The organism is Pontibacter indicus, from assembly GCF_900156345.1.
Lineage (GTDB): Bacteria > Bacteroidota > Bacteroidia > Cytophagales > Hymenobacteraceae > Pontibacter > Pontibacter indicus.
The window spans coordinates 859,207-881,070 of sequence record NZ_FTPP01000002.1 but is presented as its reverse complement, the minus strand read 5'-3'; the positions used below and the strand labels follow the sequence as shown (position 1 = coordinate 881,070).

Annotated in this window: 21 protein-coding genes; 15 read left to right on the top strand and 6 right to left on the bottom strand. The window is 52.0% G+C overall.

Annotation, left to right across the window (positions count from 1 at the left end; genetic code table 11):
• Positions 1 to 297: 297 nt before the first annotated feature.
• From B0B12_RS12685 to pnuC, 4 genes are all read right to left on the bottom strand, one after another.
• A complete protein-coding gene (locus B0B12_RS12685) occupies positions 298 to 1,173 on the bottom strand; it encodes an aldose 1-epimerase family protein (RefSeq protein WP_076669362.1) in 876 nt (291 codons plus the stop codon).
• Positions 1,174 to 1,187: 14 nt separating this feature from the next.
• Positions 1,188 to 1,709: an AAA family ATPase gene (locus B0B12_RS12680; RefSeq protein WP_076669361.1), complete on the bottom strand. Its 522-nt coding sequence runs from the start codon at positions 1,707 to 1,709 to the stop codon at positions 1,188 to 1,190.
• 434 nt (positions 1,710 to 2,143) lie between these two features.
• The gene (locus B0B12_RS20355; RefSeq protein WP_170871858.1) at positions 2,144 to 2,320 is read right to left on the bottom strand and encodes a hypothetical protein; all 177 of its coding nucleotides are present in this window, start codon (positions 2,318 to 2,320) and stop codon (positions 2,144 to 2,146) included.
• A 146-nt stretch (positions 2,321 to 2,466) separates the two neighbouring features.
• Positions 2,467 to 3,069, bottom strand: coding sequence for a nicotinamide riboside transporter PnuC (pnuC, locus tag B0B12_RS12675; RefSeq protein WP_244554698.1), 603 nt, complete (start codon positions 3,067 to 3,069; stop codon positions 2,467 to 2,469).
• Between the two features lie 127 nt (positions 3,070 to 3,196).
• On the opposite strand from pnuC, the gene B0B12_RS12670 reads away from it, so the two are divergent.
• The 9 genes from B0B12_RS12670 to B0B12_RS12630 all read left to right on the top strand — a co-directional run bounded on the left by B0B12_RS12670 (position 3,197) and on the right by B0B12_RS12630 (position 13,793).
• Complete coding sequence (locus tag B0B12_RS12670; protein WP_076669358.1) at positions 3,197 to 3,514, top strand: rhodanese-like domain-containing protein; 318 nt, start codon at positions 3,197 to 3,199, stop codon at positions 3,512 to 3,514.
• Between the two features lie 214 nt (positions 3,515 to 3,728).
• Positions 3,729 to 5,198 carry an IMP dehydrogenase gene (gene guaB, locus B0B12_RS12665; protein ID WP_076669357.1) on the top strand — a complete coding sequence of 490 codons (1,470 nt, stop codon included), beginning with the start codon at positions 3,729 to 3,731 and terminating at the stop codon, positions 5,196 to 5,198.
• A 203-nt stretch (positions 5,199 to 5,401) separates the two neighbouring features.
• On the top strand, positions 5,402 to 7,477 hold the full coding sequence (locus B0B12_RS12660; RefSeq protein ID WP_244554697.1) for a SpoIIE family protein phosphatase: 2,076 nt from the start codon (positions 5,402 to 5,404) through the stop codon (positions 7,475 to 7,477).
• Between the two features lie 19 nt (positions 7,478 to 7,496).
• Positions 7,497 to 7,835, top strand: a complete 339-nt coding sequence (locus tag B0B12_RS12655; protein WP_040574303.1) for an STAS domain-containing protein — start codon at positions 7,497 to 7,499, stop codon at positions 7,833 to 7,835.
• Complete coding sequence (locus tag B0B12_RS12650; protein WP_076669355.1) at positions 7,828 to 8,238, top strand: ATP-binding protein; 411 nt, start codon at positions 7,828 to 7,830, stop codon at positions 8,236 to 8,238. Before B0B12_RS12655 ends, B0B12_RS12650 begins: the two co-directional genes overlap by 8 nt.
• A 164-nt stretch (positions 8,239 to 8,402) precedes the next feature.
• Entirely contained in the window at positions 8,403 to 10,712 is a 2,310-nt protein-coding gene (locus B0B12_RS12645; protein ID WP_076669354.1) for a peptidylprolyl isomerase, read from the top strand.
• A 36-nt stretch (positions 10,713 to 10,748) separates the two neighbouring features.
• Entirely contained in the window at positions 10,749 to 12,122 is a 1,374-nt protein-coding gene (locus B0B12_RS12640; protein WP_076669353.1) for a peptidylprolyl isomerase, read from the top strand.
• Between the two features lie 8 nt (positions 12,123 to 12,130).
• Positions 12,131 to 13,096 (top strand): AAA family ATPase, encoded by a 966-nt coding sequence (locus B0B12_RS12635; RefSeq protein WP_076669351.1) that lies wholly within the window; start codon positions 12,131 to 12,133, stop codon positions 13,094 to 13,096.
• A 265-nt stretch (positions 13,097 to 13,361) separates the two neighbouring features.
• Positions 13,362 to 13,793, top strand: a complete 432-nt coding sequence (locus B0B12_RS12630; protein WP_076669350.1) for a hypothetical protein — start codon at positions 13,362 to 13,364, stop codon at positions 13,791 to 13,793.
• A 77-nt stretch (positions 13,794 to 13,870) separates the two neighbouring features.
• Here B0B12_RS12630 and B0B12_RS12625 read toward each other — a convergent pair whose 3' ends face one another.
• The gene (locus tag B0B12_RS12625; protein WP_076669349.1) at positions 13,871 to 14,737 is read right to left on the bottom strand and encodes an SDR family NAD(P)-dependent oxidoreductase; all 867 of its coding nucleotides are present in this window, start codon (positions 14,735 to 14,737) and stop codon (positions 13,871 to 13,873) included.
• Positions 14,738 to 14,919: 182 nt separating this feature from the next.
• On the opposite strand from B0B12_RS12625, the gene B0B12_RS12620 reads away from it, so the two are divergent.
• Entirely contained in the window at positions 14,920 to 15,549 is a 630-nt protein-coding gene (locus tag B0B12_RS12620) for a GNAT family N-acetyltransferase (RefSeq protein ID WP_076669348.1), read from the top strand.
• 6 nt (positions 15,550 to 15,555) lie between these two features.
• On the opposite strand, the gene B0B12_RS12615 is transcribed toward B0B12_RS12620, so the two are convergent.
• Positions 15,556 to 16,704 carry a hypothetical protein gene (locus tag B0B12_RS12615; protein WP_244554695.1) on the bottom strand — a complete coding sequence of 383 codons (1,149 nt, stop codon included), beginning with the start codon at positions 16,702 to 16,704 and terminating at the stop codon, positions 15,556 to 15,558.
• A 161-nt stretch (positions 16,705 to 16,865) separates the two neighbouring features.
• Between B0B12_RS12615 and recA the strand changes: the two genes are divergently transcribed.
• From recA to B0B12_RS12590, 5 genes are all read left to right on the top strand, one after another.
• Entirely contained in the window at positions 16,866 to 17,909 is a 1,044-nt protein-coding gene (recA, locus tag B0B12_RS12610) for a recombinase RecA (RefSeq protein ID WP_076669346.1), read from the top strand.
• A gap of 172 nt (positions 17,910 to 18,081) precedes the next feature.
• Complete coding sequence (locus B0B12_RS12605) at positions 18,082 to 18,894, top strand: DUF3108 domain-containing protein (RefSeq protein ID WP_076669344.1); 813 nt, start codon at positions 18,082 to 18,084, stop codon at positions 18,892 to 18,894.
• A 192-nt stretch (positions 18,895 to 19,086) separates the two neighbouring features.
• Entirely contained in the window at positions 19,087 to 19,782 is a 696-nt protein-coding gene (locus B0B12_RS12600) for a response regulator transcription factor (protein WP_083704203.1), read from the top strand.
• Positions 19,783 to 19,785: 3 nt separating this feature from the next.
• A complete protein-coding gene (locus tag B0B12_RS12595) occupies positions 19,786 to 20,829 on the top strand; it encodes a sensor histidine kinase (protein WP_076669343.1) in 1,044 nt (347 codons plus the stop codon).
• Between the two features lie 253 nt (positions 20,830 to 21,082).
• Positions 21,083 to 21,796: an RluA family pseudouridine synthase gene (locus B0B12_RS12590; RefSeq protein ID WP_076669342.1), complete on the top strand. Its 714-nt coding sequence runs from the start codon at positions 21,083 to 21,085 to the stop codon at positions 21,794 to 21,796.
• Positions 21,797 to 21,864 lie beyond the last annotated feature (68 nt).

Below are 21,864 nucleotides of genomic sequence, written 5' to 3'. Positions count from 1 at the left end.
AGCGTTGCTAACGATACTGGCATATTACGCTTTCGCTCCACGCAAGAAATTCAGAGGGTCTTCCTCTACTGATAACGACGACGATGGAGGCGAGCCACTAGGCGACGATCTGCCAGATCTTGACCTGCCACCCGGCATATCATTGCCTATCAATGATTATGAACCGCACTATGACCTGAGACGCATCAAGGTTCCCAAGTTTCCAGAACCTTCCTTACAATGAAACTGGATAAAACTAAAAAGTCCCCTGCTCGACCATTCGGCAGGGGACTTTTTGGTTTATAAGGCTGGCTAGCGCTATAATATTTCCATCGTGAAGGTACGCTCAAACACATGCATCGGTCCGAGCAGGTGGATGCCCTCCTTTTTATCGATTTCGCCGGACTCTCCGTCGCGACCCGCTATACCGCACCAGGGCTCGATGCACACGTAAGGCGATGGTCCCGGCTTGGCCCAGATGCCCAGGTATGGAAACCCTTCAAAGGTCATTTCGATGCGCCGCTGGTTGGTGCGACTCCCCAACGACAACTTCTCTGAATTCAGGTTTTTGAACACCAGGGCGTCCTTCTCGAAATAGCTGTGCTTGAGGGGCAGCACGCGGTCATGCTCCAGCACTTTTTCGGTATCTCCGCTTTGCAGGCCTGTATCGGTGAGCAGGTAGCGGTGCAGGGTTTCCTCTTTGTCAAACTCGATGAAATAGTCTTCGTACTGCTCGCCTGCATAAAAGGGCACGTTGAAGCCCGGATGCCCGCCAATGGAAAAGTACATGCCCTTTTTATCGCGGTTCAGCACCTGGTAAGTGACCGACAGTTTGTTGTTCTCGAGTTTGTAGGCGATCAGGAGCCTGAATTTGAAGGGATATACCTGCAGGGTCTCTTCGTCATCTTCGAGCTCAAACACCAGTTTGTCCTCTTCCTCCTCGATCAGCTTAAATTCTTTATGCCGTGCAAAACCATGGCGTTTCAGGGCAAAAATCTCGTCTTCGTAGGTATAGGTTCCTTCAGGCAGTTCCCCCACGATCGGGAAAAGATTGGGCGCGTGGCTCCCCCAGATTTCCGGATCGGCATGCCAGATGAACTCCAGCCCTTCGTCGAGCTTGACGAAGTGTTGCAACTCGGCGCCTTTGCTCTCGACGCCCACCTTAAAGTTATAATTCTGCAAATAGTATAGCATGGCCAGGTATAGGTTTAGGTATGTTGCCGGAGCAGTTCATCGACACGCCCGATCGCTTTTTCGAGTCGGGTTTCGTGCTGTCCGCTGATCTCCAGATAGGGTACCTGCAGCGCTTCCAGTTCCCGTTTGTACCAGTCGTAAAAGTACTGCCGCAAGTGTGGGTGCTCCCGCTGCGGATCAGGCTCCCAGGGCAAATCAACGCCCATAAGCAAGTAAAGGTTGTAGTCCTGCTGCTTTAGTTTTTGCAGCACCCAATCGGGGCACTTACCGAAGGCGTGCTCACTCCAGATCTTGATCACCAGCAGGTCGGTGTCGGCGAACAAAATGCGGTTTGCCTCTTCCTGTATGCGGGCTTCCAGCGCCAGCTGCCCTTTGGCAATCTGCTCCAGGTCCTGCAAGGTATAGGCCCTATCCAGTGTCTCAATATAAGTGCGGGCATACTCCGGCACCCACACCGTGTTATAGTGCGCGGCCAACTGCTGCGACAGCGTAGATTTGCCCGTGGATTCAGGCCCTGTGATGGCGACTTTCAGCATACCGCAAAGGTATAGCAATTATACTGAAAGTCGCCATTGTAGGGCCTGCCACAAAAAAGCTGCCGCCAGCAGGTTTCCCCACCGGCGGCAGCCTTGTTTAACAGCCTCCTACTGTTTATTTCATGCAATATTTCAAAGCTAGTATAGCTGCTTAATAAAGTATCTTCTCTGAAGGTATAGGCATCCGTCGAATGGAATATCATGGCTAAGTATTGCTCCGGAAACGAGTTGCCTTTAAAGGATTATACCTTGAATTCTATTAGCTATCTAAAAGATTGTCATATAAACAGTAGATCAACAGCGTGGCATGGCGAATGCTATCTAAACGGAGGTATAACACCGACCCATATTTACACAAAAAAAGCGGGGGCACATCCATCAGAATGCGCCCCCGCTTTACTCTTTCACTGTCTGTTTAGTCAGACAGGTATCTCCTAATTCTCAGTGAAGCTATAATCGTAAAAATTATACACTTCTACTTCCTTTGGGTGCCGGTCGCCGTGTTGACGGAGCAACAGGCGCTTAGGACTTTCGTCCGGGGACTCATAGCCCCACTTCATACGGTTCTCGTACTTCAGTTCGTCTGGCAATTCAATCTTGCGGTTCTTCATACATAGTGTCGTTGTAGCGTGGAACATAGGTACTCGCATACTTTGGCGCACTAAAATTCAACTATTGCCTCAGCTACACTCATGTACGGCACAAACCATGCCATGACACCATAAGATAAAAACATAAAACAGGATATTTCCAACAATCACTTTGTAACAGGAGCTGCAGCCTCCTTTTCCATGTCCCGCTTCCAGTCAAAGTAGCCCATCGTAGCCAGAATCAGGAAGATAACGTACAGCAGGGCAGTCAGGTATAGCTCCTTATAGGTGAATACCCCGATGTACACGACATCCACAGCCAGCCAGACCAGCCAGCTTTCGAGGCGCTTCTTGGCCTGCATCCAGTAGGCCATCAGGCTCACCGCGGTGGTGGCCGAGTCGGTATAGGACAGGTCGGCGTTGGTATAGTTGTCCAGGAAATAGCCTAGGCTCCCCGTGAACGCCACCGCAAGCATTACCATCACCCAGAACTCCCGCTGCTGCACCTGGGTTACTTTTCGCTCGGTATGTCCTTTCCCGCCATACATCCACTCGTACCAGCCATAAAAACTCGTGATGATGAAAAAGGCGTTCAGCCCCATGTCGGCATAGAGACGTGCTTCGTAAAACACAAATACGTAGGCCGTTACGCTTACCACACTCACGGGCCAGGTCCAGATGCTTTGCCGGGCCGCCAGCCATACCCCGGCTATACCTGTTATCACGCCAATTACCTCGACCAGGCTCATGGCCTGCAATGTCTCTAACATACTGTTGTAAAAATCTGTCATCTATACCTGTGCAAGCCCATGTTTTGGCCTAAATTGTTGGTAAGTTTGTAAATCGAAACCAGAACACCAAAGCCCAGGGTATAGCACGGGCACGAGCTCAACGACTATGGACGAGATTACAGCACAGGAATTGAAGGAGAGACTTGGCCGCAGCGCTGAACTGCAGATTGTGGATGTGCGTGAGCCGGAGGAGTTTGCGATCTGCAACCTGGGCGGCGACCTTATACCTTTAGGCGATCTGCCCAAACAGGTCAACCGCATCCGCCGCGACGTGCCGGTGGTGATGGTGTGCCACCACGGCTTCCGCAGCGCACAGGCCATCAACTACCTCACGCAGCGCCTTGGCTACGACAACCTCCTCAACCTGAAAGGCGGCATCCACGCCTGGGCCACACAGGTCGATCCGACGATGCGGGTTTACTAGGTATAGCCTATCCGGACTTGCCTGATTTAAGCTGTTCCTCTTCCCTTTTGTTGTTTTTCTATTTGCTACATCCGTAGGCGCATTAGGATTTTAAAATATTTTGATTAGGAGCCCGGGAGCGGATTTTGAATAATTTTCTCACAACTCTTGCTAAATTATCCGGATTAATTTATGTAATTTTACGCGGCAAATAAGGACCCCTAATTTATTTGCCATGATCGCAGATCAATCCAAAATTGTATTTGAGGCACTCACCTACGACGACGTGCTTCTGCTCCCGGCCTACTCCGAGGTGCTCCCCCACAACACCGATACTTCCACACAGCTTACACGCAATATCCGCATTAATATTCCGCTGCTTTCGGCGGCTATGGACACTGTAACCGAGTCTGAACTGGCTATTTCGATGGCGCAGGAAGGAGGCATCGGCATCATCCATAAAAACATGTCGATCAAGAAGCAGGCAGAGCAGGTGCGCAAAGTGAAACGCTCCGAAAGCGGCATGATCCTCGACCCGATCACGCTGAGCGAAGAGGCTACCTTGGGCGACGCCGTACAGTTGATGGTTGAGAACAAGATTGGTGGTATACCTGTGACAAACGGCGACGGCAAGCTGACTGGTATTATCACCAACCGTGACCTGCGTTTCGAGAAAGACCTGACCCAGAAAGTGACGGCCGTGATGACCAGCGAAAACCTGATCACAGCTGCAAGAGGCACAGACCTGGCCAAAGCCGAAGACATCCTGCAGCAGTACAAAATTGAGAAGCTGCCGGTAGTGGACGAAAACGGCAAACTGGTAGGACTGATTACCTACAAAGATATCCTGAAGAAGAAGGACCGCCCGTTCGCCTGCAAAGATGAGCACGGCCGCCTGCGCGTAGGTGCCGCCGTGGGTGTGACCCCTGACGTGATGGACCGCATCAAGGCGCTGGTGGAAGCCGGTGTGGACGTGATCAGCGTGGACACGGCACACGGCCACTCCAAAGGGGTGCTCGACGTGGTGCGCAACATCAAAGAGAACTTCCCGGACCTGGAGGTGATTGCCGGTAACGTGGCCACTGCCGAGGGTGCAAAAGCGCTGGCCGATGCGGGTGCCGATGCCGTGAAAGTGGGCGTTGGTCCAGGCAGTATCTGTACCACCCGCGTGATTGCAGGTATAGGCGTACCCCAGCTCTCTGCCGTGATGGAGGCAGCCAGAGGCCTGCAAGGAACCGGCGTACCGGTTATTGCAGACGGTGGCATCAAGTTCTCAGGTGATGTGGTGAAAGCACTGGCCGGAGGCGCGAGCACGGTGATGGTCGGATCGTTGCTGGCGGGCACAGAAGAGGCTCCGGGTGAGATGATCATCTACGAAGGACGCAAGTTCAAGACTTACCGCGGCATGGGCTCGATCGAAGCGATGGAAGAAGGCTCGAAAGACCGCTACTTCCAGGGCAACGAGAAAGACAGCAAGAAACTGGTGCCGGAAGGCATCGTGGGCCGTGTGGCTTACAAAGGCCTGGTGGCAGAGGTGATCTACCAATTGGTAGGCGGCATTCGCGCCGGCATGGGCTATTGCGGCACACCGACTATACCTGCACTGCAGCAAGCCAAGATGGTGAAAATAACAGGGGCTGGCCTGCGCGAAAGCCATCCGCACGATGTTCACATCATGCGCGAGGCTCCGAACTACAGCCGCTAGTCATAATGGTGCTATAAGGAAAGAAGAAGTAGGTTGGCTTTTGTTAACCTACTTCTTCTTTTTTACGTTATGCAAGTTGTTCTTTCAAAACTCACTCCGACAACTTGGCCAAAGAGCAAAAATTTTTCTTACCTTACCACTTAATAAAGTCTCGGGCAAGCCATTTTCTGTCGCCGACAAAACTAAGCACGGTTTTCCGTTTTATGCTTTATAGAACCAACGCAAAATCCCTCTTTATTACCTCCGCCCTGATCAGCTGGTCACTCCTGCTGGCCAATGTGCTGTTGGCGGCGGAGAGTATGGACCGGGAAAACTCCAATGCGCTGGACCTGCCTTTTGTCAACAACCTACTGATCGTTGTCTTTATCATATCGGTGTTCGGCTTCCAACGCATGAGCGCCGAAAATCTCAAGGGCATTGACTTTATCGGCTACCTTTGGAACATCTTTGCCAAGGGAGGTATAGCCGCTTACCTGAGCATTGCTTTATACATGGTTTATCGCATGGTGACCAATTACTCCAGCGTGCAGTCACCGCTGCTGCTGCACATGGTCTACCAGGTAAACTTTGGCTTGCTGGTGCTCTTCCTGGCAAAGGCGTTTTATGTCTGGCGCCAGCTGATCCTCTACCATAAAAATAAGTTTCTCCAGATCGCCTGGGACTGGTACGAGATTCTGCTTTTTGCCACGCTGATTCTGACGCTGCTCAACTTCAACTACAGTAGTCTGATCTTCCTGCCTTTGCTTGGGCTGATCGGAATCTATACCTTGTTCCTGTGCACCAACCTGAAGTGGGTCGCCTACCTGACGTTCAATAAAAAAGGACGGTCGCTCATTCTGCTGGTGGCCATCCTGCTGGCCTGCTACATCTTCACAGACTTTTTCCTCGGCTTTGCGGACAGCCCGCTGCTCGTGATCGACTACTCGGACGTCGGCTTCCTGCTGCTGACCATGTTCTTTGTGGCGCTCTATACCTTGGCCTCTTTCCTGGTGGCGCTCTTCAGCCTGCCCACTTCCAGCGTGTTTGAACAGAAGAGCGAAGACCTGCTCAACTTCCAGCGCCTGAGCCAGTCCATACAACAGGGACAGAGCGAGAAGCAGGTATACGAGATGCTATTTGAGAGTACCGTGAAGGCGTCGGATGCCAGTGCGGCCTGGCTCGAGATTTTCAAAGGCGAGAAAAAGGAGGAGATCGAGATTTTCCACCAACTCACGATAGAAGAAGAGCAGATCAAACGCATCCGCCACCTGCTGCTGGCCTACAACATCCAGCACATTGACTACATCAACAACAACCTCGACCGCAACCCCGGCTTCCGTGACCTCACGCTGCCCTGGAAGTCGCTCATCATCCTGCCGGTTAAATCCAAGAAGCACCAGTTCGGCGTGCTATACCTGCTCAAGGACATCGAGCAGGGCTTTGACCGCGAGACGGTGAACGTGTTGCGCACCTTTACCAACCAGACCATTCTCACCATCGAGAACCTGCGCCTGGTGCATGAGTCGCTGCAGAACGAGCGCTACAAAGAGGAACTCAAGATCGCCTCGGTGGTGCAGGACAGCCTTATACCTAAAAAATTTCCGAGCGACAGCTGGTTCGAGATCTCGACCTACGCCAAGGCGGCCAAAGAGGTGGGAGGTGATTTTTATGACTTCCTGCAACTGAGTGAGTCACGCATCGCCATCATCATCGGCGACGTGTCGGGCAAGGGTATTTCGGCGGCCTTTCACATGGCCCAGATGAAGGGCATTTTCCATGGGCTGATGCAGCAGGACATGCCGCCGAGCGAGTTCATGAAGCAGGCCAACAGCGCCCTGAGCCGCTGCCTCGAGAAAACCTCTTTTATCACTTCTGCGCTATACATCATTGATTATCGCATGAAGGGCTTTATGTTTGCCCGCGCGGGCCACTGCCATACCCTGTACTACAACTCCATGATGGACGACACTTTCTATTTTCAGACGGACGGACTGGGACTTGGCATCATTCGTGATAAAAGTTATAACAATCACGTCCGGGAGATGTATTACGATTACAACCCGACCGACGTGATGGTGATTTACACGGACGGCATTGTGGAGGCCCGCAGCCCGACCAACGAGGAGTATGGGGAGGACAGGCTGCGCTACATGCTCACGCAGACCTACCACCTGGAGGCGGAGGACATCAAATACGCCATCATCAACGATCTGGAGGATTTTACCGGTACGACAGACAATCTATATGATGACCAGACGCTGCTCGTCATCAAATTTAAGCCGACTCAACCTAGTGAATAGTTATACGTAAAGGATGCCGATGAAAATTACAAACCAAATCAAAGACACAACGATCATCATCACCCTGGATGGTGAACTGGACGCAAGCTCATCCGTAATGCTCGATGAAGCGCTTTCCGACCCCGAGATCATGACCTACAGCAAGATCCTGGTAGACTGCAAAGACCTGAACTACATCTCGTCTGCCGGCCTCGGGGTATTCATTTCGCACCTGCAGCGCTTTGAGGATGCGCAGATCAAACTCATTTTCTACAACATGCAGGACAAAGTGCGCAACGTATTCGAAATCCTGGGCCTCGACCTGCTCATGACCATCGTTTCGGATTACGAGGAAGCCATGACCATTGCTGATGAATAACAAAATTACAGTTAGCTGTACTAAAAAAAATCTGAAGCAAATACGGGACTTCGTCACGGCGTATCTGGCTATGTACAAACTGTCAGATATCCAGATGAACCAGATCGTATTGGCCGTGGATGAGATATGCGCCAACCTCATCATCCACGCCAATAGCGAAGACCCGTCTAAAAGCATTTCCCTCTTCATCACGGAGAAGGCCGGCATGCTCAAGTTCGAAATCGTCGACAACGGCGTGGCCTTCCGGCGCTCTGAGTACAAGGAGCCTAACATCGAAGAGCACATCCGGATCGGCAAGAAGGGGGGCGTCGGCATCGCCCTGGTCAACCGTATCATGGACCGTGTGGAGTTTGAGACAAGCGACAGACAGAACACCTGCTTCCTGTACAAAAAAATTAAATAGGGCTGAACTGCACACTTTTAGCGCCCCTGGTCCGTTATCCGGAACGAAATCGCATGCAATAGGATTATAGTGATACTTTTTGACTAATCTGTCAGAAAAATTAACTAAAATTGCATGATCTGACCTCGTCAGGGCAAAACCAAGCGTTAGTTTATCATCTATTTATGCGCAGCAATCAACTACTTGTTGCAGCAGCGGCCCTGGTAATGGCTGGCTGTACCGCAACTAAGAAGAATGACCAGCAGGAACCTATTATTGCGACCATTGGCTCCCAACCTATCTACACATCCGAATTCCAGTATGTGTATGAGAAAAACAACGGCGGCAATGAAGATGCCTATACCCGCCAAAGTGTAAGCGAGTACCTTGACCTCTATACCCGGTTTAAACTGAAGGTGATGGAAGGCGAGAGCCGTGGCCTGGATACCACTGCCGCTTTTAAGCGCGAGCTGGAGGGCTACAAAGAGCAGCTTGCACAACCCTACCTCACCGAAAAGAGCGTGACCGACCAACTGGTGCGGGAAGCCTACGAGCGCCTGAAACAGGAGGTAAACGCATCGCACATTCTGCTGGGTTTGCCAAACGACCCAAGCCCGCAGGACACGCTGGCTGCTTACAACCAGGCCGTGGAGCTGCGCAAGCGCCTTGAGGCCGGAGAGCCGTTCGACAAGCTGGCCCGTGAGTTCTCCCATGACCCTTCCGCAGCCGAAAACGGTGGCAATCTGGGCTACTTCACCGCCATGCAGATGGTATATCGCTTTGAAGATGCCGCCTACAAAACACCCGTTGGGCAAATCTCGCAGCCGGTTCGCTCCCGCTTTGGTTATCACCTGATCAAAGTACACGACAAGCGTGCGGCGCAGGGCGAAATAAAAGTTGCCCACATCATGGTGCGCGCCACACCGGGCATGCCGAAAGCGGATTCGCTCGCAGCCAAGCAGCGTGTAGATGCTATTTACAAGCGCGTGCAGCGCAACGAGAACTGGGACCGCCTGGCCGCAGAATTTTCGGAGGATGCCAACTCAGCCGCCAATGGTGGCGAACTGCCCTGGTTCGGTACCGGCCGCATGATCCCGTCTTTTGAGGAAGTGGCATTTGGTCTGAAGAAAGAAGGCGAAGTGGCCCCTCCTGTGCTGACGCCATACGGCTGGCACATCATCAAGCTGCTCGGCAAGCAGGCACTTCCTTCGTTTGAAGACATGGAGCAAAACCTGCGCAACAAGATCGCCAAAGACTCCCGCTCAGAGCTAAACAAAGCAGCCTTCCTGAAGCGCATCAAATCAGAAAACAACTTCAGCGAAGACGCCACCGTGAAAGCTGCAGCCCTGTCCAAGGCGACGGATGAGCTGTTGCAAGGCAAGTGGGATTTTGATGCCGCTGACAAAACACTGAAGAACACACTGTTTACGATACAGGGCAAACCCTATACCGTGACCGACTTCTATACCTATGTGAAGGCAGAGCAGCGCCCACGCATGGCTGGCACTCCGCAACACCACATGAACTCGCTCTACGACAACTTTGTGCAGAAGAGCCTGCTGACGTATGAGCGTGCCAACCTGGAGAACAAGTACCCGGACTACCGCATGCTAGTGCGTGAATACCATGACGGCATTTTGCTGTTCCAGCTGATGGACGAGAAGGTATGGTCGAAGGCGGTGGAGGACACCGTTGGTCTAAAGGCTTACTTTGATCAGAACCGCGACAAGTACCAGTGGAAAGAGCGTGCACACGCCACCGTGATCAGTGCTGCCAATGCAGAACTGCTTGCCAAGGCCCAGCAGCAGTTAAGCGAGCGCCGCTACGAGGTACGCAACGGGAAGCCAGCCGATATTACGTTTGAGACAAACAGCGCCACCCCGGACCAGGCAAACATAGCTCGCCTGAACGAACTGGCCGACCGCCTGAGCAACAACCCGAATTTAAAACTTGAGGTATATGGCCACGCTGATTCCCGCGAAGCAGCAGGCAAGCGCGACCTTTCGGCAGAGCGCGCCAAAGCTATTGCAGCCTACCTGACGGCGCATGGCGTAGCAGCCGATCAGATCACGACCAAAGCACTGGGCAAAACCAAGCAGGTAGCCTCAGACAATACCGAAACCGGTCGCCGTCGCAACAGACGCGTATCGTTCACACTTTACTCGCCTGAGCTTAGCGTGCTAGCCGACAACCTGAATGCCGGCAACCCGCTGGGCGTGCAGATCGCAGAGAAGAGATTCCAGAAAGGCGAGAACAAAGCTGTCGACGCTGTGCAATGGGAGAAAGGCACCTACAACACCGAGCTGAACGGACGCCAATACCTGGTGATCGTGCACGACGTGCTGGCTCCGGCTCCGAAGCAGCTCTCCGAAGTGAGAGGCCAGGTAACGGCCGACTACCAGAACCACCTGGACGAGCAGTGGGTGAAGCAGCTGCAGGAAAAGAACCCGGTTAGCATTAACCAGACAGAGGTCGATAAAATCATCAGAAAATAAAGCGGGTCCGCAACGAGAGAACCGATACAAGCCAACATGCATAACACAATCCATAAATCAAAAACCCTGGCTCTGCTCCTGCTCTGCCTGATCACAGCCTTTACAGCGACGGCCCAGGCGCCCACCCAGAAGAAACTGGACGGCATCATAGCCAAGGTAGACAACCACGTTATCCTCCGCTCAGAGCTTGAGTTCAGCTATTTGCAGTTCCTGGCCCAGAGCAAACAGCAGCCAAGCGCCCAGACAGAGGCCATGAAGTGCGACATCCTGAAGTCGATGGTGCAGGAGAAACTGCTACTGGCCCGCGCCGAGATTGACTCCGTTGTTGTAGAGGAAACTGCTATAACTGGCGAACTGAACCGCAGAATCGACTACCTGGCATCGCAGGTAGGTGGCACAGAGCGACTGGAGCAGTACTATAATAAGAGCATCAAGCAGCTGCGCGACGAACTGCGCCGTTCTGTTCGTAATCAGATGGTATCTGAGAAAATGCAGCGCGATATTACCGAGAAAGTGACCGTGACTCCGAAAGAGGTGCGCCGCTACTTCAACCAGATCCCGGCCGACAGCCTACCCTACTTTTCCAGCGAAGTACAGTTGAGCCACATTGTGAAATATGCCGAGGTGAGCCGCCAGCAGAAACAGGCCGCGCGCCAGAAGCTGGAAGAAATTCGCGCACGCATTGTGGCCGGCGAGGACTTTGCCACACTGGCCCGTGAGTATTCTGAAGACCCTGGTTCGGCAGAAGCGGGCGGAGAACTTGGTTTCTTCAAGAAAAAAGAACTGGTACCGGAGTATGAGGCTGCGGCCCTGCGCCTGGAGCCAGGCCAGATGTCGAACGTGATCGAGTCGATGTTCGGCTTTCACCTGATCCAGCTGATCGAGCGCAAAGGACAGGAATTCAACACCCGCCACATCCTTATCAAGCCCGCCACTGAGCGTGTGGATGTGCAAGATGCCATTGCCGCCCTGGACAGCGTGCGCACCCTTATCGTAAACGACAGCATCAGCTTTGCAAAGGCCGCCAAAGATTTTTCGGACGATAAGAACACAAAGGACAACGGAGGTACCATCATCAGCCGTATGACTGGTAATTCCTACATCCCGATGGATGAAGTGGAGCCAAGCATCTTCTTTGTGATTGACACCATGAAAGTGGGCGACGTGTCGAAGCCGGTAAGCTTTACCACACCGGATGGCAGAGAGGCAGCCCGTATCATCATGCTTCGTTACAAATCGGCTCCTCACCTTGCGAACATGCGCGACGACTACCAGAAAATAGCCGCCGCCGCCCTGGCCCAGAAAAGGGACAAGGCCGTGGATGAGTGGTTCCGAAAAAACATTAACACCGTTTTCATTGAGATCGACCCGGAGTACGACCAATGCAAAGTGCTTGACCTAACGCAATAGACACATACATGAAGCAGTATACCTCTGACAAAGAAGCAGCTGACGCGCTGCACCGCTCCTACCAGGACCTCACTTCCGAAATATCAAAAGTGATCGTAGGACAGGAAGAAGTCGTGCGACTGGTGCTTACAGCCGTTTTTTGTCAGGGGCACTGCCTCTTAGTGGGCGTTCCGGGCCTTGCCAAAACCCTCCTTATCCAAACCATCGCCTCTTCCCTCGACATGTCTTTCAGCCGGGTGCAGTTTACCCCGGACCTGATGCCAAGCGACATTGTGGGCGCCGAAACCCTGGACAAGGACCGTAATTTCAACTTCGTGACGGGCCCTATCTTTGCCAACATCATTCTGGCGGATGAGATAAACCGCACACCTCCCAAAACACAGGCAGCCCTGCTGGAGGCCATGCAGGAGTATGCGGTGACCGTAGCCGGCAAGCGCTACGACCTGCCGCGCCCTTTCTTTGTGCTGGCTACCCAAAACCCGATTGAGCAGGAAGGTACCTACCCCCTGCCCGAGGCACAGCTCGACCGCTTCATGTTCAACATCACGCTGGGCTACCCGAGCTACGAATCGGAGCTGCAGATTGTGAAGAATACCACCGGCGCCGCCCGTGTGGCCCTCGACAAGATCCTGCACGCCGACGACATCATGGCGTTTCAGCAACTGGTGCGCCGCGTGCCAGTGGTAGACAATGTTGTGGAGTATGCAGTGAAGCTTGTACACAAGACCCGCCCAAATACTGCCATGGGATCTGAGCGGGCCAGCCAATACCTGGAGTGGGGTGCCGGACCGCGTGCCTCCCAGCATCTGATCATCGGGGCAAAATGCAACTCCCTGCTCAACGGCAAGTACTCACCTGATATAGAAGATGTACAGGCAGTTGCTCTGCCCATTCTCCGTCACCGCATCGTGCGTAACTTCAAGGCCGAGGCAGAAGGTATAACGGTAGAGCAGCTGATACAGGAGTTACTTTAATTGTTGATTGCTAATTGTTGATTGTTTAAAAATCACGCAGGTATAACTTTAGGTTACTTTAGAATAGCTATAGACTGAAGTCAGAATTATACCTTACATTCATCACACACTTAGCGTGCTAACAATTTAGCAATTGAACAATTTAACCTTCTATCAACCAATAATTAACAATCAACAACCAACAATTCAATAAACAATTTAGCAATCTACGCTTATTGGTGTAATTTTGCGGCTGTACTGATTTTGACACATTACCCTGAGACTTATGGAGGCGGCAGCGCTATACGTTCGCTTTAAAGACAACCTGTCCACGATCATCGGAGCCCTGAACAGCAAACTGGAGGTTCGCTCCATGCCTTATAATGTATCTATTCCGCTGGAAATAGACCTGCTGGCTGATCTTTTGCGCCTGCACGGCCTGGAGTTTAAATCCGAAACAGCGGGAGCAGCCCGTCTGGAGGACTTCGTGCGTTGGTTTGAACAGAACGAAAATGGTGTAATGGACACCCTGCAGCGCATTATGGAAGACAAGCGTGCCTACATGAAAACGGCAGGCGGCGTGGTGTTGCAGAAAGAAATGCTGATTCGCAGACTGGAGTATTTCAACGAGACGGCCCATACCCTGCAGGTAATGATGCGCCAGCAGCAACTCAACAGCCCTAAGCACTTCAAGTACCCATTCCTCCTGAACCAATAGCCAACAGCTATACCTGATAAAAACAAAGCGCCCGCAGGCTTATACCTGCGGGCGCTTGTTGTTTATACTTAGAAAACTTACTTGTTCCGGATGGAAGTATGCCCTTCTTTGGAATGCTCCAAATCCAGTTCACCTTTGGGCTGTTCTTTCATATTGGAGTCCGCCTCCTCTCCTACCGGCCCTTTTGCAATTGTGATGCCGCCATCCACCATATAGAGCGCGCCCGTCACATACGACGCTTCGTCTGAGGCCAGGAAGCAGTACACATTTGCCACTTCCTCCGGGCTGCCTCTGCGCCCCATGGGCGTGGCGGCTTTCATGGTCTTTACCATCTTGCCATCCATCGGGCCGGTACTCGCATGCGTCCAGGCCGTGTCAATAGGTCCAGGACCGACGATGTTCACCCGCACGCCAAACTGCGCCTGCTCCACGGCCAAGCCTTTCATAAAGGCATGAATAAAACCTTTGGTGCCACCATAAGGCGTATTCTGCGCTATACCGATCACGCCAGCCTCCGACCCGGCTGACACAATGTTTCCTTTCGTTTTGTGCAGTTCGGGCAGGGCTGCCTTGCTCATGGCGAAAGCCGACTTGATGTTGTTCTTGATCATGTAGTCCAGAGCTTCTTCAGAGTAGTCCTGCAGCAGGTTCACCTCCGGAAAAACCCCGGCGTTGTTCACCAGGATGTCGAGCTGCCCATATTGCTTCACAGCCAGCTCAACACAGGCCTTCGCATTGGCTGCTGTAGATAGATCACCAGTATAGGCAATCGCTTCGCCGCCCTCTTTCTGGATTTCCTTCATTACCTCTTCCACGGGATCTTCGGGGAAACCCGCTACTACAACGCGGGCTCCTTCCTGCGCAAATTTCTTGCAGATGGCCTCTCCTATACCTGTTCCGCCGCCCGTCACGATGGCGACTTTGCCTTCCAGTCTGTTTTTCATAGATAATTGGTTTAAGTTATGAGCACATACAATGTATCATTCTATAACGGCCGTAACTCGGGGCGGTTCAGGCAAAGGCCGGTCAATAAAGATTATCCTTACATTTTCTGACGGAAAGCGTATGACAGACAAAGCAGGTGAAACAGTAATTCGCCTGCTCCAATCAAAACGACACCATACCTATGAGCATTTTATACAATACGCTGCCAGATGCTTTTGACGAACAACTGAAGACAGAACACCTGCTGATCAGACCTTATGCTGAAGGCGACGAGCAGGAGTTTATGCGCCTTATTCAGGAAGATGCTTCGGCCCTGAGTCCTGCCTTTACCGGGAGGGTGGCCCGTGTGCGTGTACTGGAGGATGCCCGCATACAACTAGCCCAGCTGCGCAGCGATTGGGATAACCGCAAGCAGTTTGACTTTGGGGTATGGTTGCGCGAAAGCAACACCTATATTGGCGATATCACGCTTAAGAACATAGACCGCTCCGTACCCAAAGCCGAGACCGCCCTGTACTTTACCAGTTGGGCCGATATGCTGGACCTGGCGCAGGAGGCTTTCAAGGCGGTGTTGCACTTCGCGTTCGAAGAGGTAAAGCTCAACAAACTGTACATGCGCTGCACTAAGTATAATAATGGCTGCGTGCAGCTAGCCGAGAGCTGCGGCTTTGTAAAGGAAGGCATTTTCCGAAGCGATTTCCGGGGCGCTGATTCAGAGGAGCTCCTGGACCTGATTTACTACGGCATGACCCGCGATGACTACGAGCAGGAAACCCAGCTCAAGGAGCGCAACTCGCAGGAAGTGCTGTAAACGCCTTTACCTGCGGGGCTTTCCGACAAAGAAGTCCGTGTCGAAGGTCAGGTAGAGGGCATTCGAGAACTCCAGCTTTGCATCATCCAGGTCGACCACGGGCTCCAGGCGCAGTGTCAGGGATAGGTCGTCCAGAATTTCAATATCCTTCATCAGGCGAAGCATCAGCAGGTGGCGGTCCTCCTGTATGTAGTCGGGGTTTTTGTAAGTGGTAGAGGCCGACTGAAACAGCCTGCCGCCCAACTCGGAGATATACCCATCGCCGCGCCAGTAACTCAGCATCACATTCTGGTACTTGGTGTCTATACCTGCATTCAGGTATAAGGCAGCGCCTTTGGTGAAAGGCAGCTGGTACGTGTTGGAAAAATCGTTAAAGCCAAGCAGGTAGTTTTTGGTATACACCCGGTGGAGAATGCGGTTTGGCAACTGCCGCTCCAGCTCAAAGCCCACAGCGGTATTAAGCACCGTGAGCAAGGGCAAGGGTGAACTATCGATCTGCCCGCCTTTGTGCTGCGCCGTGAACTGCACAGGTATAGCCAGGCGCAGCGTATCGCCTTCTACCCTGCCAGGTCTATTGAGCATGCGTATGGCAGAGCTGACGCCACCGGCCACCTCCTCTCGAACCGGGTCAGCCGGGTAGATCATTTTGCTCCAGTCGAGCCAGGCATCCAGTTTCACCCGATGGGTGTTGAGCAAAAACTGCAAACCGTTCTCCAGGCGATCGTTGATTACACGCTCAAAATCGTAGAGCGGCTCCACATAGTTATGGCTGAGGTTACCCTCGAGCGTGCCGAACACAAAGGCCCAGTTTTCCTGCTGCCACTTTACGGTAAAGGTCGGTTGAAAGTCCTGATAGCCTGAGCTGCCGAAGTCCTTCCACAGAAAGGCTCCTGCATCTACCCGCACCGAGGACGACGGATAATAGCTTACACGCGGCATCAAGTGGTAGCCAAAAAGCGTATAGCCATCGGCAATCTTGTTGAAGTACTCGTTGTTTTTAGAGAAGCCAAAGGCATGCAAGCCAATTCTAATCTGGTTAGCATTTTCAGGTTTTACAGGTATAGTTAGCTTCAGTGCGTCGTTGTTGAGCTGCCCATAGGCTAAAGGGCTGTAAAGCACGGCGAACGCACAAAATAAAAGCCTGAAATATCTCATAAAAAAGTGGGTGAAATGGCACAAAAGCCTGTTTGTGTATGTTGTAACAAGACGGCCATACTCAACTAAAATAATTAGCAAAATACCTGCTACTTTTTTTGCAAAATGAATTTGAACGTCGTAATTTCACATCAATATAAAGCTATTTTAATTAAACACACATGAGCGTAAGCAACGAAAAACTAAAAGCCCTGCAGCTGACGATAGACAAGCTTGACAAGACTTACGGTAAAGGCACCGTGATGAAGCTGAGCGACAACAAAGTGGAAGACATTCCGGCTATCTCAACCGGCTCGCTTGGACTTGACATTGCTTTAGGAATTGGCGGTTTGCCGCGTGGCCGTGTCATCGAGATCTACGGCCCTGAATCGTCTGGTAAAACCACGCTTACCATGCATGCTATTGCCGAGGCGCAGCGTCAGGGTGGCCTGGCCGCTTTCATCGACGCAGAGCACGCATTTGACAAGGTATATGCCGAGAAACTCGGAATCGATACAGAAAACCTGCTGATCTCTCAGCCTGACAACGGTGAGCAGGCCCTCGAGATCGCCGATCACCTGATCCGCTCAGGCGCGATCGATATCATTGTAATTGACTCTGTGGCCGCCCTGGTGCCGAAAGGTGAATTGGAAGGCGACATGGGTGACAGCAAAATGGGTCTTCAGGCTCGTTTGATGTCGCAGGCCCTGCGTAAGCTGACCGGTACGATCAACAAAACAGGATGCTGCTGTATCTTCATCAACCAGCTTCGTGAGAAGATCGGTGTGATGTTCGGCAACCCGGAAACAACTACTGGTGGTAACGCCCTGAAGTTCTACGCCTCTGTGCGTCTGGACATCCGTCGTGTGGGTCAGATCAAAGAGTCTGCCGACAACATTACCGGTAACCGTACCCGCGTGAAGGTGGTGAAAAACAAAGTGGCGCCTCCGTTCAAAGTGGTGGAGTTCGACATCATGTACGGCGAAGGTATCTCCAAAGTAGGTGAGATCCTGGACCTGGGTGTAGAGCTTGGCGTGGTGCAGAAGTCTGGCTCGTGGTTCTCTTACAACGGCGACAAGCTGGGTCAGGGCCGCGACGGCGTGAAGCAGATTTTGCTTGACAACCCAGAGCTGCAGGACGAGATCGAAGCAAAGATCAGAGCGATCGTGAAAGGCGAGCCAGAGAAAGTGGCCGCCGCGCTGGAAGATCAGAGCGGAGCCGAGTGAACATTGTTCCCATCTGTTAAGTAATCAAAAAAGGTGCTATGCTACATAGCACCTTTTTGCGTTTTAAGTTGTTGGTAGAGTGAATATAAGATATTACCTTAGTGAGAAGGCCTGTACTTGGTATAGAAATTGAATGTACACAGGAAACGACACAAGCCTTACCTGACAACGTATGAAAAGGATATTACCAATTCTGCTTTTATTGATCGTGGTGCTCTCGGGCTTCGTAGCCAAAGAGTCGCTCCGAACTATACCTAACGAAAGCTTTAGTGCAGGGGAACTGCTAAAGTATAAGGTGCACTATGGCCCTATCACGGCGGCTGAAGCCGTGATCGACATTGCGCCCAACCTGCACCGCATCAACGACAGACCGGCCTATAAGGCCACCGTGTATGGCAAGACCAGCAGCTCATTCGACTTGTTCATCCGGATACGCAATACCTACCAATCTTACATTGACACCGCTGCCATTCTGCCACATCGCTCCTTCCGCAACATAGAGGAGGGCAGCTACCGCAAGCGCGAAACCGTGGACTTTAACCACTACACAAATACCGCAGAAGTAGAATCGAAGAAAAAGAACAGGGACAAAAGACAAACCAGCCATAAAATCCCGTCAGGCGCACAGGACATCGTGAGCGGGTTTTACTTCCTGCGCACCATCGACTATGATCGCTACAAGCCGGGTGACAGGTTCACCGTCAAAGGCTTCTTCGACGAGGAGACTTTTGACATGGTGGTTACCTACCAGGGCCGCGAAACGATCAGTACAAAGGCTGGTTCCTTTAGAGCGATCAAACTGGTGCCGCGCATGCCTAAAAACAAGCTGTTTAAGGGTGAGGATGCCATAACCGTATACCTGTCAGATGACAAGAACAAGATACCCGTGCTGATTTCGGCCAACATGTTTGTGGGCGCCGTGAAAGTAGATTTATACGAACACAAGAACCTGAAACATAAACCGGCCCTGGTGGCACAGAAATAAAAGAAGAACCAGCTTATACGGCTGGTTTTTCTTTTGCTACGAAGTCAATGTTAAGAAAACATTATGTTTTGATGGCCAGCGCTTCTATACCTTCCGGAATGGTATCTTTGTATTGAAATGGACGCAAGGGATTAGTTCCAGCAATACTTATACCTGCTGCGCACTGCGGCAGGAGACCTTAATCATAAAGACGTGCAGACACTGAACCAAACCCATTACAAAATACTGGTAGTTGACGACGATCCGGACATCGTGGAGTTGCTACAGTATAACCTGGCCCGGGAAGGCTACGATGTAGCCGTGGCCGAGAACGGCAAAAAGGCAATTGAGGTAGCGCATACCTTCAAGCCTGACGTGATTCTGATGGACGTGATGATGCCGGTGATGGATGGAATAGACGCCTGCCGCCAGCTACGCGAAAACCAGGACTTCCGAGACACGCACATCATTTTCCTCACTGCCCGCTCGGAGGAGTTCTCAGAAGTGGCCGCCTTCGACGCGGGCGCCGACGACTTCATTACCAAGCCAATAAAGCCGCGCGCACTCCTCAGCCGTCTAGCCGCCTATGTGCGCCGCGACGTGCAGCAGGAAGAACAGGAGCAGGTGATTGAGATCGGTGGGATGCGCATAGACCGCACCAGCTTTGCCGTGTACAAGGGAGAGGAAAAGATAACGCTTCCGAAAAAAGAATTTGAACTGCTGGCCTTCCTGGCAGCCACCCCGAACAAGGTGTTCACCCGCGAGGAGCTACTCAACAATGTGTGGGGCAGCGACGTGTATGTGATCGCCCGCACCGTGGATGTGCACGTCCGGAAAGTGCGCGAGAAGGTTGGCGAAAATCAGATCAGGACCATTAAGGGTGTGGGCTACAAGTTTAACACCGATTAACGCATGAATTTGAACTCCCGTACGCTTGCCCTTTTAGTATCCCTGGCAGTGGCCCTTGTGCTCACTGCCTTTTTGGCTTTAGCAAGCTACTTCTCCTCCAGAGGCCTGATCGCGGCACTCGTATTGGTTTTCGTCTGCTGCTTTCTGCTGATCTATCTTTCTTATGAGGCGCTGGTGATCCGCGAGATCAAAAATATTTATTCCAGCCTTGAGAAGATAAAGAAACAGGAGTTCAGCAAAGCGGAAGGGAGCTCCATATTTACGGCCGATCCGCTCCGGAAAATAAAGGCCGATATCTTCTTGATCGCCGAGCGCAAGCAGCAGGAAATCGACGAGCTCCGGCAACTGCAGGTCATGCGCCGCGAGTTTCTGGCCGACGTGTCGCACGAACTCAAGACGCCGATCTTCGCGGCGCAGGGCTTCATCCATACCTTGCTCGACGGCGCCATGGATGACCCCGAAGTGCGGGACAAGTTTTTACAAAAGGCGGCCAACAGCCTCGACGGCCTCGACACCCTGGTGCAGGACCTGATCAGCATCTCGCAGTTCGAGAAAGGCGTTGTGAGAATGGAAAAGCAGGACTTTGACGCGGTGCAGCTAGTGCGGGAAGTATTTGAGCAACTGGAGCAGAAAGCGGCTAACAGCCAGACCAAACTGCACTTATTGGATGTGGAGCCCGACCAGAAAGTGATGATTCATGCCGATCCGAACCGCATTCGTCAGGTGTTCATCAACCTGGTGGACAATGCCATTAAATACGGCCATACGGGCGGCAACATCTGGGTATCGTTTACGGAAGGGCGCAAGCGCTTTACCATCACTGTGAAAGACGACGGCCCAGGTATAGCCCAGGAGCACATCAACCGCATTTTCGAGCGCTTCTACCGCATTGACAAGAGTCGCTCCCGCGATAAAGGCGGCTCCGGTCTCGGCCTTGCCATTTCCAAGCACATCATCGAAGCCCACCGCTCCTTCATCGCCGTCAAAAGCGAACTCGACAAAGGGACCACCCTCCGGTTCAAGCTCCCCAAGGCGAAGGTGAACTAAATTGTTAAATTGTTGATGGTTGAATTGTTAAATGGCTAAATTGTTAATTGCTGGTTGTTGATTGTTTGAGGAATAATTTCGATCAAGAATATCATCCGAAGTTATACCTGCTAATCGTTTTGAGATTTTAACAATTCAACAATCAACAATTTAGCCATTTAACCATCACCAATTAATACCCCCACCAAAAATGCGTATCTTTGCAGGCTGCGCGGCTGAGGTATAGTCGTGCGCATTAACGATACAGTATAGGATGAAATACCCGGTTTTTAAAGACCTAATTATATTTGAGAATGAGGACTTCCTGGTGGTAAACAAACCGCCTTTTCTGGCCACGCTCGAAGACCGCACCCCCAACACGACCAACCTGCTCAAGCTGGCCAAGCAGCATAACCCCGACCTGCAGGCCTGTCACCGCCTCGACAAAGACACTTCGGGCTGCCTGGTGTTTGCCAAAAATCCGGAGGCTTACCGGCATGTGTCGATGCAGTTTGAACACCGCGAGGTATACAAGGTATACCATGCCGTGGCCTGGGGTACCCACAAATTTGAGGACCAACTGGTGAAACGCTCGATACTGGCAGGCGCTAAAGGCGTAGCCAAACTCACCCCACAGGGCAAACCCGCTGAAACGTACTTTACTACGCTGGAGAACTACAGCCGCCATACCCTGATTGAGTGTATGCCAGTAACCGGTCGCCTGCACCAGATTCGCGTGCACCTGGCCTACTTGGGCGCGCCGATTGTGGGGGATAAACTGTACGGTGGCGAAGACCTATACCTGAGCACGCTCAAGCGCAAATTCAACCTGAAGCAGCAAACCGAGGAGCAACCGCTGATCAAACGCTTCGCGCTGCACTCGCATACCATCGGTTTCAGATTGATGGACGAAGAGCCTATCAAAATCGAAGCACCTTACCCAAAGGACATGGCCGTGCTGATCAAGCAACTCCGACAGTACAGCTAGACTTTTTAATAAAAGACTATGTAACAAAGGACAAAAGACGCTGAGCGAACCTGCATCTTTTGTCCTTT